The following is a 16,484-nucleotide window of genomic DNA, read 5'->3' as shown; positions in this document are numbered from 1 at the left end:
ATAGGCTTTGTTAGAAAAATGACTATGAATTAAGTCAATTATTATTGGAGGGTTATCATGAAAATCGCTATTTTTACTGATACGTTTGCTCCGGATGTTAATGGAGTAGCTAGAACACTAAAGCGTTTTACTGATCACCTAGAGAGAAACAACATACAATATCGAGTATTTGCTCCTGAGAGTTCAAATGAGAGTATTTACAATAACCATGTTCATCGTTTTACTAGCCTTCCATTTTTCCTTTATCCAGAATGTAGGCTCGCTTTACCTAACGTCCTCCATGTTAAAGAAGAACTCTTAACCTTCAAACCAGACATTATTCACGTTGCCACACCTTTTAATATAGGGCTATGTGGCCTTCATTATGCGAAGAAGTTGGATATTCCTGTAGTTGGCTCTTACCATACCGATTTTGATAAATATTTAGAGTACTATGATTTACAGTTTTTAAACCCCCTTTTATGGAAATATATGCGATGGTTTCATCGAACACTAAGTAAAATATTTGTCCCATCAACAGTCACAAGAGAACATCTTCAAAAATTCGGTTTTACTAATCTTTCTATCTGGTCACGTGGGGTAGATTGCACTATCTTTAAGCCCTCATTCAACAAAGGTAGCTTCAAAGACAAATTTAATATAAAAGAAAAGCATGTTTTATTATATGTTGGTAGGCTCGCACCAGAAAAAGATATCTTTATGCTACCTAAAATGGCAAATAAGCTTCCAAAAAACATTCAAGAAAATGTCCACTGGCTTATCGTAGGAGATGGTCCTTCAAAAGAAGAACTACAGAATACTGCACCATCAAACATGACCTTTGCTGGCTTCCTTGACGGACCACAATTAGTAGAAGCATACGCAAATTCTGACTTGCTTGTCTTCCCATCTGCAACGGAAACTTTCGGGAATGTTGTATTGGAATCCCTTGCTTGTGGTACCCCTGTCATAGGAGCAAATGCTGGGGGAGTAAAAACAATTATAAAGAATAAAGAAACCGGGATATTATGTGAAGAAAAAAATATAGATGACTTTTCGATTGCAATCAAAACGATTTTATCAGACGATTTGTGGAGAAATGAAATGTCTGTAAACGGAAGAAACTATGCCCTCTCACAAAGCTGGGATACTATCTTTCATAACTTGTTAGAAGAATACAATAAAGTACTAACGAGTGAAAAGAATGCGAAAATACTGGCTTAATTTAAATAGAGGCTGGGACAAAAAGGTCTTATGAAGTTCGTCTGCCGTTAAAAATTTGTTGTAGTTGCTTCATAAGGCTGATGAAGTTCATCTGGCGTTAAAAATTGGTTGTGCTTGAACTTCATAAGGTTGATGAAGTTCATCTAGCGTTAATATATAGTTGTAGATAAACTTCATATGCCCGATGAAGTTCATCTGGCGTTAAAAATTTGTTGTAGTTGAACTTCATAGGGCTGATGAAGTTCTTTTGTGTAGAGAGTGATTCAAGGACTTTCTTTCGTTCGACTCGGATAATACCTTTGTTCCATCAATAAGAGGCCCGCAAGAACAAAAATGTTCTTACAGGCCTCTTCCATTTAATTCACTGGGTTTTGTCACAGCCTCATTTTATTAGATAATTCATGCTCCACTTTCAACAATTTCTCTCTTCGTACTCAACCACTCATACTTCTCCATTTTTTGTTGATATTGTTCTACATATAAACTATACCAAATTAAAAATACAAATACAGTCCATAGTTTACGGCTATTGTCACTCACTCCAGCACGGTGATCATCTAATAGCTTTAACAAGTACGATTGGTGAAAGTATTGCTCGGCAGCAGCACTATTTTGAATAAGCATCTTCGCCCAGTCATATAAATCATCTTTAAGCCAAACTCGTAGCGGTACAGGGAAACCTAACTTTCTTCTATTTGTAACATGCTCAGGAATAAGTCCAGTAACCGCGTTTCTAAGTAATGTTTTCGTTTGAGTAGCATTTACTTTTAAATTTTTAGAGATAGACGACGCAGCTTCAAACACTACTTTATCTAGAAACGGAACGCGTACTTCTAAGGAATGTGCCATCGACATTTTATCTGCTTTTACTAAGATATCCCCTTTTAACCAAGTATGCATATCAACATATTGCATCTTCGTGATATCGTCGTACTCTTTTGCAAAGTCATAAATACTTTGTGTAACTTGTCGATAATTTACATTTCTGTTATAACCTTTAAAGAAAGCTGCTTTTTCTTCTTCTGTAAATATTTTTGCATTGCCAATAAATCTTTCTTCTATCGGAGTACATCCTCGTAAAATGAAGCTCTTCCCTTTCATTCCATCAGGCATCGACATAGATATTTTCATTAAACTTTTCTTTAACGTATCAGGAATGTATTCAAACATTTTTAACGATTGTGGCTCGCGGTAAATGTTATACCCTCCGAAAAGTTCATCCGCACCCTCTCCAGATAAAGCAACGGTAACGTGCTCTCTAGCAGTTCTAGCTAGAAAATATAAAGGTATGGCTGCAGGGTCTGCAACAGGGTCATCTAAATGCCAAATTATTTTTGGTAACTCTTTAATAAATTCATCCGGCTTAATGTTATAACTAATGTTTTCAACACCTAAAGCCTCAGCTGTCTTTTTCGCAACATCTATTTCACTATATCCATCTATCTCAAACCCAACAGAGAATGTTTTAATATTAGGATTAAACTCTTTAGAAAGAGTTGCGACAATCGTCGAGTCAATACCACCAGATAAGAAACAACCTACAGGCACATCACTGCGCATATGTTTTTTAACGGATTCCCTTAGCACTTCCTGAATATGGTTTTCTAAACCTTTTTCTGATTGTGCAACTGGATGGAAAGTTGGATGCCAGTATTCCGTAAATTGTAAACCATTTTTCTTATCTAGTGTAAAATAGTGACCTGGCTTCACCTTTTTTATAGATGGAAATAATGTGTTTGGCTCTGGTACATATTGAAAGGTTAAATAGTGTTGAAGTTGAGTCTCATCGATCGACTCTTCAACGGGAATACCTTGAAAAACACTTTTCACTTCTGATGCAAAAATAAACGCTTCTTCGTTTTCATAATAGAACAAAGGTTTAATACCGAATGGGTCACGTGCACCAAATAGAGATTTTTCTTCTGTGTCCCATATTAAAAAACTAAACATTCCTTCTAAGTACTTCACACTTTCTTCTTTATATAAAGAGTAAAGAGCTATAATGACTTCTGTATCTGATTCAGTTTGAAATGGATACCCTTGCTCCACTAATTTTTTTCTTAATTCAACATAGTTATAGATTTCACCATTAAAGATGATCCAATAACGTTTTGAGTAGTCGTTCAACGGTTGTGCACCATTTTCTAAATCAATAATACTAAGTCTTTTAAACCCAAATTGAACCCACTCATCTTGAAAAACTCCAGTGTCATCTGGTCCACGATGATGTATTGCAGAAAGCATCTCTTCCATCTGACCATATTCATTTGCTTTCCCATACTTAGAATAAAATCCGACAAAACCACACATAATTACACCTCTTTAGTAAGCATTAAAGTTATCTATTAAAATAAATACCCATTTTCCACTAAAAATAGTATTAGTTTTCCTAAATACTTTGAGAATATACTAGAATAGTAATAATAAAAAGAAATTCTTTTCTCTATTTTTCGACATTTTTTTAATAAATTCCTTTAGGATTTTAATGCCAACTATATTTTATTCTCTTATATACTACCCTCAATTGCTTTAAAAAGTTTTCACGACAAAATATTTTTATTTTTAAGCCTCAAGCTTGCACGGAAATCAACATGTATTAGTATTTGATTATTAACACTATGCTTGAACATATATTTTTTAAAAAAATACCACTACCTTCAAAAGATAGTGGTATTTTAAATTATGCGTTTGCTTGCTCTTTTAAAGCTTCCGCTTTATCTGTTTGCTCCCATGGTAAATCTAAGTCATTACGGCCAAAATGTCCATAAGCAGCTGTTTGCTTATAAATTGGACGACGTAAGTCTAACATTTTGATAATTCCAGCTGGACGTAAATCAAAATTGTTACGTACAAGTTCCACTAATTTCTCTTCAGTAACTGTCCCAGTTCCGAAAGTGTCCACTGCAATAGATACTGGTTGAGCTACACCAATTGCATATGCAAGCTGAACTTCACATTTGTCAGCAAGGCCAGCAGCTACGATGTTTTTCGCAACATAACGTGCAGCATAAGCACCAGAACGGTCTACTTTTGTAGGATCCTTACCAGAGAATGCACCACCGCCGTGACGAGCATATCCACCGTACGTATCAACGATAATCTTTCTTCCAGTTAAACCAGCATCCCCTTGAGGACCACCGATTACGAAACGGCCTGTTGGGTTAATGAAGTATTTCGTGTTTTCATCAATTAACTCAGCAGGTACAACTGGCTTAATAACATACTCTTTAATGTTACGTTGAATTTGCTCTAACGTAACCTCCGGATGATGTTGTGTTGAAATAACGATTGTATCAATGCGTTCAGGCTTGTCGTTCTCATCATATTCTACTGTTACTTGAGTTTTGCCATCTGGACGTAGGTAAGGTAAGATTTCGTCTTTCCTTACTTCCGTTAAGCGACGAGCTAATTTATGTGATAATGAAATAGGAAGAGGCATTAACTCTTTCGTTTCATTACATGCAAAACCAAACATTAATCCTTGGTCACCAGCACCGATGGCTTCGATTTCCGCATCAGACATTTGACCTTCACGAGCTTCTAATGCTTGGTCAACTCCCATTGCGATATCAGCAGATTGCTCATCAATAGAAGTTAATACTGCACAAGTTTCCGCGTCAAATCCGTATTTTGCACGAGTATAACCAATACCTTGGATTGTTTCACGAACAATTTTCGGGATGTCTACATAAGTAGAAGTTGTAATTTCTCCTGCCACTAATACTAAACCAGTTGTTACAGAAGTTTCACATGCAACACGAGCGTTAGCATCATTTGCTAAAATAGCGTCTAGAATTGAATCTGAAATTTGGTCACAAATCTTATCCGGGTGTCCTTCTGTTACTGACTCAGAAGTAAATAAACGACGTTGTTTTGTCATTTTGTCCGTTTCCTCCTTTGGAATTATAAAGGTATGTAACATATGAGTTACATTGCGGTGAAATCACCATTTTTGATACGGATCTCCAGTTTCCCTTTGAATGAGAAGATAAGTAATTAGCTTATCTGTTACTTAAGACGTAACACTAAGTGACAAGCCTGAGATGAAAGAATGACGGTCCATTATCTTCTATTAAAAAGTATTGGTCGTTTTGAGTTTCTTTCTTATCATGTGTCAAAATATAAAAAACCTTCCCTAAAAATTTGAGGAAAGGTTTTAATCACTACGTTCGCCTTTCACTCTTATCGCTCAAGGGCATAAGCATCCTTGCGTCAGGTTAGCACCTTTGCTCAAGGTGGAAAAAATTTCTTAACAAAGCGTTCCTATAGGAAATCGCATAATATGAGCAGGTTGCTGGGTTTCATAGGGCCTGTCCCTCCACCAGCTCGGGATAAGAGTATCCGTTCAAGGATTTATATTAACGTAGTCAAACCTTGCATGTCAACAAAAAACGATACGAAATTATAATTCTTTTGTTGAGTTTGTTTCATAATGGAGTAAAATAAGAAAGGGAATGATATTTCTATGAACGAAGTGTTTTATCATTAATAATAAGTGGAAAATATATATGAAGAATTTTTGTCATAATACTAACCATTTTAATTATTATTTCATAAAATACGATAATTAGTATGGACTATTTCAGTTAATGTGTTATACTTTTTATTAGAGAAATAACATAATACTTATTTGAAGGAGAGTTATCCATGATGAAAACGGTTGGTATTGAAAGCGGTTTAACAAAATTAGTTTATGGAACAAATGCACAAATTCAATTATCCGTTCCGCAATTAGTGGAGAAAATATTAAACCGTAATGAAGGAACATTGTCTTCCACTGGCGCAATTCTGGCGACAACTGGTAAATATACAGGGAGATCCCCTAAAGATAAATTCGTTGTAGAAGATGACGTAAGTAAAAGTAAAGTAGATTGGGGTAAAGTAAACCAACCAATCTCTGAAAATATTTTTGATCGTTTATATGAAAAAGTTCTTCAATACTTAGGTGAAAAAGAAGAAATTTTTGTATTTAAAGGTTTTGCTGGTGCAGATGAAAAATATCGCCTACCTATTCAAGTAATAAACGAATTTGCTTGGCACAATCTTTTTGCACACCAATTGTTCATTCGTCCATCTGATGAAGAATTAGCAAAACACGAAACAGCTTTTACTATTGTTTCTGCCCCTACATTCAAGGCAGATCCAGCTGTTGATGGTACAAATTCTGAAGCATTCATTTTAGTTTCATTCAGTAAAAGAATCGTATTAATTGGTGGAACAGAGTATGCTGGAGAGATGAAGAAATCCATCTTCTCTATCATGAACTACTTACTTCCTGAAGAAGGCATCATGCCAATGCACTGTTCTGCAAACGTGGGACGTGAAGGCGATGTTGCATTATTCTTTGGTCTTTCCGGAACTGGTAAAACAACATTATCTGCAGACGCTAACCGCAAACTAATCGGTGATGATGAGCACGGTTGGTCTAATACTGGTGTATTTAACATTGAAGGTGGTTGCTACGCTAAATGTATCGGCTTAACTCGTGAAAAAGAGCCACAAATCTTTGATTCAATCCGCTTCGGATCTGTTTTAGAAAATGTTGTTTTAGATGAGAACTCTCGTGTTGCAGACTATGATAACTCTACATTAACAGAAAACACTCGTGCAGCTTATCCGCTACAAGCAATGGATAACATCGTTGACCCTAGTGTTGCTGGGCACCCAACAACGATAGTTTTCTTAACTGCTGATGCTACTGGAGTTTTACCTCCAATCAGTAAATTATCAAAAGAGCAAGCAATGTTCCACTTCTTAAGTGGGTATACAAGTAAATTAGCTGGTACAGAGCGTGGAATCACTTCTCCACAAGCAACATTCTCTACATGTTTCGGCTCACCTTTCTTACCACTTCCTGCAACAGTTTATGCTGAAATGTTAGGGAAGAAAATTGATGAGCACAACGTTCAAGTATTTTTAGTAAATACTGGTTGGACTGGTGGCGAATATGGTGTAGGTAGTCGTATGAAGCTTTCTTACACACGCGCAATGGTTCAAGCAGCTATTGAAGGTGAATTAACGAGTGCAGAAACTACTAAGGACCCATACTTTGGTCTTGAGATTCCTGTACATGTTGCAGGTGTTCCAGATGAAGTGTTACAGCCTATGAAGACTTGGAATAACGACGAAGCATATGATGCTAAAGCTCGTGAACTAGCTGGTAAATTTAAAGCTAACTTTGAAAAATTTAATTCTGTCCCACGTGAAGTGTTAGAGCTTGGTGGTCCTACAGTTTAATATCCTATCGTATGAAATTAAAAGAGGCTATCCTAGAAGTCAGTTTTGCTGACTTACTAAGATAGCCTTTTTTATTTAGGTGGGAATTGCATGAAGTTTTCTTTAGTAGTCTTCTTCCCCTTATAAAGATGCATCTTGGCTATTTTTTCGGTCGAGTTGAACTTCATCGCACTTATCAAGTTCATCTTGCGCTTTTTTTCGGAACGAGTTGAACTATATCAGCTTCTTCATGTTCATTTTCTCTTTCTATCTTTACCATAATGAACGTGAACGGCCTCTTCATGTTCATTTTCTCTCTCTTCCTTTACCATAATGAACGTGAACGGCCTCTTCATGTTCATTTTCTCTTTCTTCTTTTACCATAATGAACGTGAACGACCTCTTCATGTTCATTTTCTCTCTCTTCCTTTACCATAATGAACGTGAACGACCTCTTCATGTTCATTTTCTCTCTCTTCCTTTACCATAATGAACGTGAACGGACTCTTCATGTTCATTTTCTCTCTCTTCTTTTACCATAATGAACGTGAACGACCTCTTCATGTTCATTTTCTCTCTCTTCCTTTACCATAATGAACGTGAACGGACTCTTCATGTTCATTTTCTCTCTCTTCCTTTACCATAATGAACGTGAACGGACTCTTCATGTTCATTTTCTCTCTCTTCCTTTACCATAATGAACGTGAACAGCCTCTTCATGTTCATTTTCTCTCTCTTCCTTAACTAAAATGAACGTCAGCCCCATTATCTAGTTCATCTACTCCCTATACACCTACCTAAATGAACTTGAATCATTTTTCACACCAACTTTAATAGATTTACTTACTTTTCATCCACCTTGCTAACTCTCTCACAACTCTTCTATTCTCCGCTGGGGGAAAGTAATGGTCATATCCTTTAAAATACCAAGACTCTACATCATGGTTTAACTCCTTTAACCGCTTTTCTAGACGATAGGAATGCTCGATCGAAACATTGTCATCTTTTTCACCGTGAATGATTAATACAGGTGCTCGTAACTCCTCTAAAAAATATAAAGGTGTTCGCCATTCATATTGCTCAGGAAATTTTGTAGGCGTTCCTCCAACAACACGCTTTAACATTCTTCGCATATCCACACGTTCATCGTATGTTAAAAACATGTCAGACACCCCACCCCAGCATACAACGGAGCATACATCCTTATATTCTATGCCGGTCAACAGTGCCATTACGCCCCCACGGGAAAAACCAAAAACATGCACCAGTCCACTTTCGACTCGATGATAACTTCTTAACAGTTCATACGCCGAAAAAGCATCCATACGGTCTTCTCCTGCAAAATCTTCATTCCCCTCTCCACCTTGATTTCCTCGATAAAATGGAGCCATTACAATAAACCCTTCCGAAGCAAATTGGGCAATTCGAGCTGGCCTTACTTGCCCTACATTTTTAATGCCACCTCGCAAATATAGAAAACCTTCATAATTACCTTCCGTTCTCGGCTCTGCCAACAGTCCTTTCACTTTAAGTCCATCGCTCCAGTATGTAACGGTAAATAAGTGTACAGTCGGGTTCGGTGATGGAAAACGCTCTTTTTCTAAAATCTCTCCATTCCTATACAAAACAAAAACCTCCATTTAAACCTAATAGGCATTCACACATTTTTTTCCTCATCATACTTTATCTTATAAAACATCACAACAAGTAGGTCTTTTTACAAGGAGGATTAGCCAAAATGAAACGTTACTTAAGGTTCGGATTGTATCTTTCACTATGTTTGGTATTAATAGTCTCTATCGCTGCATGCGGTAATGGCAAGGCGGAAACTGTTAGAGTTTCTGAGGTTACCCGTTCTATCTTTTACGCTCCATTTTATGCTGCAATAGAACAAGGTTTTTTCGAGGAAGAAGGAATTACGGTTGAGTTAACTACTGCTTGGGGTGGAGATAAAGCAATGACTGCGCTGCTAAGCAATGGAGCAGATATTGCTTTAGTTGGTTCTGAGACTTCCATTTATGTTTATGCGCAAGAAGCAACAGATCCAGTCATTAACTTCGCTCAATTAACACAAACAGATGGGACTTTCTTAGTTGCTAGAAACAAAGTAGATAATTTCTCGTGGGACGACTTAAAAGGTTCTACTTTCCTTGGTCAACGAAAAGGTGGCATGCCACAAATGGTAGGGGAGTTTGTGTTAAAGAAGCATGGCATTAACCCTCAATCAGATTTAAATCTCATTCAAAATATAGATTTCGGTAATATCCCGAGCGCTTTTGCCTCTGGAACAGGAGACTACGTTCAATTATTTGAGCCTCAAGCAAGTGTGTTTGAACAAGAAGGCATTGGCTACATTGTCGCTTCCTTTGGTGTAGAATCGGGGCACGTGCCATATACAACATTTATGGCGAAAGAGAGTTATATGAAAAAAGATGACAAGAAAGTACAAGGATTTACTAGAGCGCTTTATAAAGGACAGCAATGGGTAGAAACGCAGACTGCAAGAGAAGTCGCAGAAGTGATTCAAAAGTACTTTGACGATACTTCCATCGATTTAATCGAAACAGTTGTGGACCGCTACAAGAGCCAAGGTTCATATGCAACAGACCCTATCCTTGATAAAGAAGAGTGGGAAAACTTGCAAAACATTATGAAAGAAGCTGGCGAATTGCCAGTATATGTGGAGCATGAAAAATTAGTAAATACAGAAATTGCCAATAAAATTATCGGCAAATAAGGATGAATCATTATGAGCTTTCTATCAATTGAACAGATTGAACATGTATATTTCACGATAGAACAAGCGACCAAAGTTTTAGAAGATGTTTCCTTGTCGGTTGAGGAGGGGGAGTTTATCTCCCTCCTTGGACCGAGTGGTTGTGGGAAAACAACTATTCTCTCTATCATCGCTGGGCTATTATACCCTACTGGGGGAAAAGTGCAATTAGAGGGAAGGTCCCCCAAACAAGCAAAGGATGATATAGGTTATATGCTTCAACAAGACTATTTATTTCCTTGGAAAACAATCGAAGAGAATATTTTTCTTGGCCTTAAAGTGACGGGCACGATCAATAACGAAAATAAGTTAAAAACGTTACAACTTTTAAGTAAAATGGGGTTGGAAAATGTTGAAAAGTTATACCCATCCCAATTGTCAGGTGGTATGAGGCAACGTGTTGCACTCGTTCGAACTCTTGCTACAAATCCTAAATTGCTTTTACTAGACGAACCGTTTTCTGCATTAGATTTCCAAACAAAATTAAGGCTAGAAGATTTGGTTCAAACAACACTTAAGTCTATTAATAAAACAGCTATTCTAGTTACTCATGATATTGGTGAAGCTATCGCCATGAGCGATCGTATTTTTCTATTAAAAGCAAATCCTGGGAGCGTGGCTAAGACATTTTTTGTCCCTGAAGATCTAAGGAAATTAACACCATTTAAAGCAAGACAACACCCTCAATACGCAGAACTTTTCCAAAAGATATGGAAGGAGTTGGAGCAACTTGAAACAGAAAGAAAACACAAAACTCCTTCATGAGCATTTTTTACAAAAACGTAAAACAGAAAAATGGTGGATACGATTTTATCAACTAGTCATTTTTATAAGCTGTTTTTCACTATGGGAATTAGCTGGAAAAAACAGATGGATTGATCCTCTATTATTTAGTTATCCATCAAGAATTTATAAGCTGTTTATTGAAAAAGTTCAAGATGGTTCGTTATATATGCACACTAGTATAACATTGTTTGAAACGGTTCTTGGCTTTCTTATAGGTACTTTCCTCGGTACAGTTTTAGCAGCGATTCTTTGGTGGTCATTGCGATTAGCTAAAGTTTTAGAACCGTATTTAGTAGTCTTAAATGCCATGCCCAAAGTTGCACTCGGCCCTATACTTATCGTTGCACTTGGTCCAAATATGACATCCATCGTAGCAATGGGAGCTTTAATATCTGTAATTATTACGACGATTGTTGTTTATACAGCATTCAAAGAAGTGGACGCAAACTATTTGAAAGTGCTACAAACGTTCGGTGCATCAAGAAGACAATTATTTACTGAAGCAGTTTTACCTGCTTCCTATCCAACCATTATCTCCACACTGAAAGTAAACGTAGGCTTATCATGGGTAGGCGTCATTGTAGGAGAGTTTCTTGTATCCTCCAAAGGATTAGGTTATATGATTATTTACGGGTTTCAAGTATTTAACTTTACGCTCGTGCTTTTAAGTTTGCTTGTCATTGCTGTTTTAGCTACGATAATGTATCAATTAGTAGAGCTTTTAGAAAAGAAATTAGTAAAGCACACTTCCAATTGAATACGTTCCATTTATTATTACTAAATCAATAAGAAACTAGCCAAATGCAATGTGGCTAGTTTTTAATTTTATTCAAATGTACCTTTAACAAGCAATTTATTTTCATGCATCATTAGCTTCCCTTGAGCTATAACTGTTTCTATTTCGAAAGAATCTTTATTAATAAAAATAATATCAGCATCTTTTCCAACTTCAATCGTTCCTTTTTGAGATAGTTTAAGAACATTTGCAGGATTAGAAGTGATAACTTTCAAAGCAACCTCAATATCTATTCCTTCATGAACTATTGCATCTTTCACTTCTTTATATAAAGATGTTACTCTCCCAACCTGTAGACCTACAAATTCTCCATTATGATTAAATTCAGGCAAACTCGCTTGCCCATCTGAAGAAAAAGTTATTTGTTCGATAGACACACCATTCTCAAGCATTTCTTTTAAACCGTTACTACATTTCACTTCACCATTCTCAATAAATTTAGCAATACTAGATGTTGTAAAGTCTACGTATCCACCACGTTTAGCATATTCGATTCCAGCTTCAAATAACTTTCTATTTCTATTAATATGAGTAGGCAAAAACTGTTTTATTGGTAAGTCTGTATTTTTTATGACATCTGATAATAAGGATAATTTCGACTCACTATCACCTATATGAATGTTAACAATACCAGCCTTTCCACTTAACATACCACCTACTCTAGCAGCTGCCGCTATTTTTGCTAACTCTCTATAATCAGGTTGCGAGGAACGATGATCGGCGATAGCTATTTCCCCTACACCGATAACTTCTTCAATTAATAGTAAGTCATCCTCTATTTTACTAGTTAGTGTTTTTACGGGAACTTGATAAGAGCCTGTATGGATAAAACAAGATATACCTTCTTCTTTTAAAGCTTTCGCCTTAGCAATGAGACTTGTCATTGTTCGAGTAGTACCGTCCGTACCAATTACCCCAACTAGTGTAGTGATACCACCTTTTATCGCATCAGATAAGAAAAGTTCTGGCGTCCTTGTTTTATAGCCACCTTCACCACCTCCTCCAGTAATATGAACATGATTGTCAATAAAGCCTGGCGCAACTATTTTCCCCATCGCATCAATTAATTCAATATATGGACTTTCTAAATTTATTTCCTCTTCTATAGCTGCAATTTTACCGTCAGCAATTAATATGTCTTTAATTCCTTTATAATCGGGGGCATAAAGGATTCCACCTTTTATTAGTTTAATCAAAATAAAACCTCCTTTTTTGTAATTTTACGTTTTTTTTAACATCTTTAGCAATAAAAAAGCAACCTTCTCTTTTTAGAGTAGATTGCTTTCTTTTAGCCTGTTTAAACTTAAAGGTAAAACGTCATCTTTCATAATGAAACTATATTTACCATTTTGTTTAATTTTATCTGGCAATGTTTTTAATAAAATTGGTCCATGTGTTTCAAAGTAACTTTCTTGTTTTACAAGCTCTGCAATTTCTGCAAAATAGACATTTTTTATAATCGTTTTTTCTTTTCCTGAAACTTTGTATTGACCAATATAATTAATAGTAGTAACGATACCACCAGTTTCCTCTTTTACCTCACGAATTGCGGCTTCAAGTGCACTTTCTCCTACCTCCACCTTTCCACCAGGAAACTCTAACCCTCGATTACGATGTTGTGTAAGTAGCCACTTATCTTCAAACGTGCATATGACCCATACATGCTTTGGCTCTTTCGAGAAAGGATGGTCTTCAAATGAAAATACTACATTGTTGTGGTGAATGTCTTCAAATTCATACATACTATCTAAACCCCATATATCAAAAGTTTTTCTCATCATATCACATTATGACAAAAATGTGATGAACAAGGTTTATATATTTTATTAAAATTTAATCCTCTAACCTTGCTTCCATGAGATGATTGTCTTTAATATGGGCTCTTGTTTCTTCATCTCCAAGCTCGTACACTAACTGCAAAATCTTTTGTAATCCGTCGTCATAAGCATCATTTTGCTTATCGTGATGATATTCTAAATACGGTACATGTGCCCGCCAAAAACCTTGCCAGTCAGAAGAATAATTTTGATCAAAATACTCCCTTAACGTTACTATTTCATCATCATTTGCTTGAATAACATAATCATATGAATCCACTGATTTAACTTGTGAAATTAAACCGTGTCCTAAGTTTACATAATACGTTTTCTTTTCCACATTCATCACCATCCTATTTTTATCTTTTCTTATTTTCTACATAGGATTGGTACATTATTCGAATAATAAAGATAAGATATCATCGTAATTTTTTAAAAAAATCCAAGAACGGGGTATTTATATATGAATTTAATTGAGGAATTGTATAAAAAGAATCGTCTCAAATTGTTAAGAGAAGATGAAGATATTGATGCACTTGTTTTTTCTATAGTAGAACAGTTGAATAAGGAAGAGTGTATTAAGATAATAGATAGTCTGTATGAGGAAGAAGTCCAAAGTTTGTTGGCAATAGTTTTATCTAATCAATTTAAAAATCATATATCAACCGATGATGAATTTTTTATCGGAAATAGTCCTTTTTTACATTAAATAAGATGGCCAATTTGTCTGGCCATCCTTTTCTTATTTTCCTAAAAATGCTTTCAACATCCAATTATGTTTTTCTACACTTGCATGAATGGCCAGTAGCATATCACCTGTTGTTTCATCTCCAGCTTGCTCTGCTACTTCCATGCCTTCTTTTAACTGTTTAGTTAAACTATCAAAATCTCTTGCAATACTCTGAACCATCTCTTGTGCAGACTCATTTCCACTTGCTTCTTCTAAGGTAGAAATCTCTAAGATTTCTTTCATTGTACCTACAGGCTTTCCGCCGATAGATAATAATCTTTCTGCTAAATTATCTATGTGACTAGCAGCTTCATTATATAACTGTTCAAATTTATCATGTAAAGTAAAGAATTCCGTACCTGTCACAAACCAATGATAATTATGTAATTTAATAAACAATACACTCCAGTTTGCTACTTGTAGATTTACTACTTCGGCTAGTTTTTTTTCCATTTTGAATCGCCTCCCTACTTTTTTCATACCCATTTAGTTTTTCCTTTAACCATTTCGTTTATGCTCTAGTATCTTTACTAGTAGCGGGTTCATGTTACAATATGGATGTATGATAAGGAGGTCTTTTACGATGATGACTGTCATGATTATATGTATTATTATTGTATTTGTCGTTTTATTTTTAACGTTGTTAACGACAAATAAAGCTTATAAATACGAGCATACTGTGGATGAAATAGATGGCGATAGTGAAAAACATGGCGTTACCGGTGAAAATAAGAGTTCTCAAGACAGCTCCTGATATTCTATCGGCGATATTTTGCCCTTTATCGGCGAAAATTAGGTTTTTATCAGCGAAAATCTGAATTTAATCGGCGATTATTGGCATTCTATCGGCGACTCCCATTTGGTTATCAGCGAAAACTGATTGTTATCGGCGAAAATAATAATTTATCAGCGAGAGTATAGACAATTATTATTAACTTTAAACAACGCTGTGTTAAAAGTTAGTGTTGTTTATTACATATCTAGCTGTTGATTTACGCCCGAGCCCGAGACTCCTGCGGGAGAAGCGGGGAGCGGGAGACCCCACAGGCGCTTGCGCCGAGGAGGCTCCCGGCCCGCCCGCGGAAAGCGAAGGCTTGGGCGTAAATCAACAGCGGTCTATCACAGAGCCTTAAACAAAAAGGAGAAAGCCATTTTGAATAGGCCTTCTCTTATTTTTTAACATGATGTTTTCAGATAACTACAACATTAATAATATTCATAAACATAAGGCGTAGCTGGTTGGTCTACTTTTTCTAAGCTTTCTACCTTTAGATACGGCAACATCCAACCGTTATATTCTGTTACATCGATAGTTGCTGTAACTTTAATCCATTCATCTAATTGCAATTCCTCCGCACCAGGCATTGTGGATAATGTTCCATAAACCCCTGCATCCGCTACACAACAAGATAATCCGAATCGAGCTACAACGAATTGATCTGAGTTAAACGCTTCTTCTCGATAAACAAACCCTAATATTTCTATCCTCTTACCTATAAATTCATCCATATACATATCTAATACGTTCATGATAGGTATATATCGGTCATCATCTACAATGATAATGTCATCTTGTAGAATTTCTTCTTTTAACTGCTCATAATACCCTTCTGGTGGTTGTTGTATTTCAAACCCATCCGGATGTTCAAGTGGAACTTCATCGGTTCCTTCTTCTAAAGAATCTAAGTATTTCTCAGGATCATCTAAATATTCTTCTGCACGTGATGTGGAATAATTATTTTCATTCATTTGTTGTCTTTCTTCTGCAATAATTTTCGAGTTCGTAAATCCACGTTTTTCTATAATAGAGCTGTCTAAAATATTATCCGGAAACATAAAGCCAGTTACAATAGGTAAAATAAACATAGAATAGATTAGTAGTGACTGAATGGGAGTAGATTTTTCCCCGTGATCAAATCCACAATCACACACAAGTTCCTCTTTGTTTTTCGAACCACTTCTCCAAATTTGTAAAACACCAAGTATAAAAAGGACTGCTGCTGCAAAATACATAAACGGGTACATTCTTGGAGCGATAAAGTTTATTATGTCACCTGTTACAATTAGTTTAAAAAATAGCAATGTGAATCCAAGTAAAATAATTCCTCGTATATACACATGAAAGCCATAATCTCTTTCATTATCCAACTTTCATCACCC

Annotated in this window: 15 protein-coding genes, 1 pseudogene and 1 riboswitch; of the genes and pseudogenes, 8 read left to right on the top strand and 8 right to left on the bottom strand. The window is 36.0% G+C overall.

Annotated elements, in window-relative coordinates; genetic code table 11:
• Positions 1–57 precede the first annotated feature (57 nt).
• A complete protein-coding gene (locus CDZ89_RS04535) occupies positions 58–1,203 on the top strand; it encodes a glycosyltransferase family 4 protein (RefSeq protein ID WP_100333318.1) in 1,146 nt (381 codons plus the stop codon).
• Between the two features lie 399 nt (positions 1,204–1,602).
• Here CDZ89_RS04535 and asnB read toward each other — a convergent pair whose 3' ends face one another.
• Both asnB and metK read right to left on the bottom strand, forming a co-directional pair.
• Positions 1,603–3,513: an asparagine synthase (glutamine-hydrolyzing) gene (gene asnB / locus CDZ89_RS04530; RefSeq protein WP_096152875.1), complete on the bottom strand. Its 1,911-nt coding sequence runs from the start codon at positions 3,511–3,513 to the stop codon at positions 1,603–1,605.
• Positions 3,514–3,883: 370 nt separating this feature from the next.
• Positions 3,884–5,083, bottom strand: coding sequence for a methionine adenosyltransferase (gene metK / locus CDZ89_RS04525; protein WP_096152874.1), 1,200 nt, complete (start codon positions 5,081–5,083; stop codon positions 3,884–3,886).
• Between the two features lie 299 nt (positions 5,084–5,382).
• A riboswitch (SAM riboswitch) is annotated at positions 5,383–5,541 on the bottom strand.
• Between the two features lie 312 nt (positions 5,542–5,853).
• On the opposite strand from metK, the gene pckA reads away from it, so the two are divergent.
• Positions 5,854–7,440, top strand: a complete 1,587-nt coding sequence (pckA, locus tag CDZ89_RS04520; protein ID WP_100334261.1) for a phosphoenolpyruvate carboxykinase (ATP) — start codon at positions 5,854–5,856, stop codon at positions 7,438–7,440.
• A gap of 818 nt (positions 7,441–8,258) precedes the next feature.
• On the opposite strand, the gene CDZ89_RS04515 is transcribed toward pckA, so the two are convergent.
• The gene (locus CDZ89_RS04515; RefSeq protein WP_406564874.1) at positions 8,259–9,044 is read right to left on the bottom strand and encodes an alpha/beta hydrolase family protein; all 786 of its coding nucleotides are present in this window, start codon (positions 9,042–9,044) and stop codon (positions 8,259–8,261) included.
• A 113-nt stretch (positions 9,045–9,157) separates the two neighbouring features.
• On the opposite strand from CDZ89_RS04515, the gene CDZ89_RS04510 reads away from it, so the two are divergent.
• From CDZ89_RS04510 to CDZ89_RS04500, 3 genes are read left to right on the top strand one after another with little or no spacing between them, the layout of a single operon-like run.
• Positions 9,158–10,156, top strand: a complete 999-nt coding sequence (locus CDZ89_RS04510) for an ABC transporter substrate-binding protein (protein WP_096152872.1) — start codon at positions 9,158–9,160, stop codon at positions 10,154–10,156.
• A gap of 12 nt (positions 10,157–10,168) precedes the next feature.
• On the top strand, positions 10,169–10,960 hold the full coding sequence (locus CDZ89_RS04505) for an ABC transporter ATP-binding protein (protein WP_096152871.1): 792 nt from the start codon (positions 10,169–10,171) through the stop codon (positions 10,958–10,960).
• Complete coding sequence (locus CDZ89_RS04500) at positions 10,926–11,738, top strand: ABC transporter permease (RefSeq protein WP_096152870.1); 813 nt, start codon at positions 10,926–10,928, stop codon at positions 11,736–11,738. The genes CDZ89_RS04505 and CDZ89_RS04500 overlap by 35 nt, the downstream gene beginning before the upstream one ends.
• A gap of 68 nt (positions 11,739–11,806) precedes the next feature.
• Here the strand turns inward: CDZ89_RS04500 and iadA are convergent, their stop codons facing one another.
• From iadA to CDZ89_RS04485, 3 genes are all read right to left on the bottom strand, one after another.
• On the bottom strand, positions 11,807–12,973 hold the full coding sequence (gene iadA / locus CDZ89_RS04495; protein WP_100333316.1) for a beta-aspartyl-peptidase: 1,167 nt from the start codon (positions 12,971–12,973) through the stop codon (positions 11,807–11,809).
• Between the two features lie 72 nt (positions 12,974–13,045).
• The gene (ytkD, locus tag CDZ89_RS04490; protein ID WP_096152868.1) at positions 13,046–13,519 is read right to left on the bottom strand and encodes an RNA deprotection pyrophosphohydrolase; all 474 of its coding nucleotides are present in this window, start codon (positions 13,517–13,519) and stop codon (positions 13,046–13,048) included.
• Between the two features lie 91 nt (positions 13,520–13,610).
• Positions 13,611–13,943 (bottom strand): hydrolase, encoded by a 333-nt coding sequence (locus tag CDZ89_RS04485; protein WP_096156853.1) that lies wholly within the window; start codon positions 13,941–13,943, stop codon positions 13,611–13,613.
• Between the two features lie 114 nt (positions 13,944–14,057).
• Here CDZ89_RS04485 and CDZ89_RS04480 point away from each other — a divergent pair, with 114 nt between their 5' ends.
• Positions 14,058–14,303, top strand: a complete 246-nt coding sequence (locus CDZ89_RS04480; protein ID WP_096152867.1) for a DUF6154 family protein — start codon at positions 14,058–14,060, stop codon at positions 14,301–14,303.
• A gap of 33 nt (positions 14,304–14,336) precedes the next feature.
• On the opposite strand, the gene CDZ89_RS04475 is transcribed toward CDZ89_RS04480, so the two are convergent.
• On the bottom strand, positions 14,337–14,777 hold the full coding sequence (locus tag CDZ89_RS04475; protein WP_096152866.1) for a Dps family protein: 441 nt from the start codon (positions 14,775–14,777) through the stop codon (positions 14,337–14,339).
• Between the two features lie 130 nt (positions 14,778–14,907).
• On the opposite strand from CDZ89_RS04475, the gene ytzI reads away from it, so the two are divergent.
• The gene (ytzI, locus tag CDZ89_RS04470; RefSeq protein ID WP_096152865.1) at positions 14,908–15,078 is read left to right on the top strand and encodes a YtzI protein; all 171 of its coding nucleotides are present in this window, start codon (positions 14,908–14,910) and stop codon (positions 15,076–15,078) included.
• A gap of 233 nt (positions 15,079–15,311) precedes the next feature.
• Positions 15,312–15,504 (top strand): annotated as a pseudogene (locus CDZ89_RS20090) (hypothetical protein).
• A gap of 26 nt (positions 15,505–15,530) precedes the next feature.
• Here CDZ89_RS20090 and CDZ89_RS04460 read toward each other — a convergent pair.
• The gene (locus CDZ89_RS04460) at positions 15,531–16,472 is read right to left on the bottom strand and encodes a TIGR03943 family putative permease subunit (RefSeq protein ID WP_096152864.1); all 942 of its coding nucleotides are present in this window, start codon (positions 16,470–16,472) and stop codon (positions 15,531–15,533) included.
• Positions 16,473–16,484 lie beyond the last annotated feature (12 nt).

Source organism: Bacillus alkalisoli (assembly GCF_002797415.1).
Taxonomy (GTDB): Bacteria; Bacillota; Bacilli; order Bacillales; family Bacillaceae_I; genus Bacillus_CD; species Bacillus_CD alkalisoli.
Note: the sequence above shows the minus strand (reverse complement) of the source record. Positions and strands in the feature narration are given on the sequence as shown.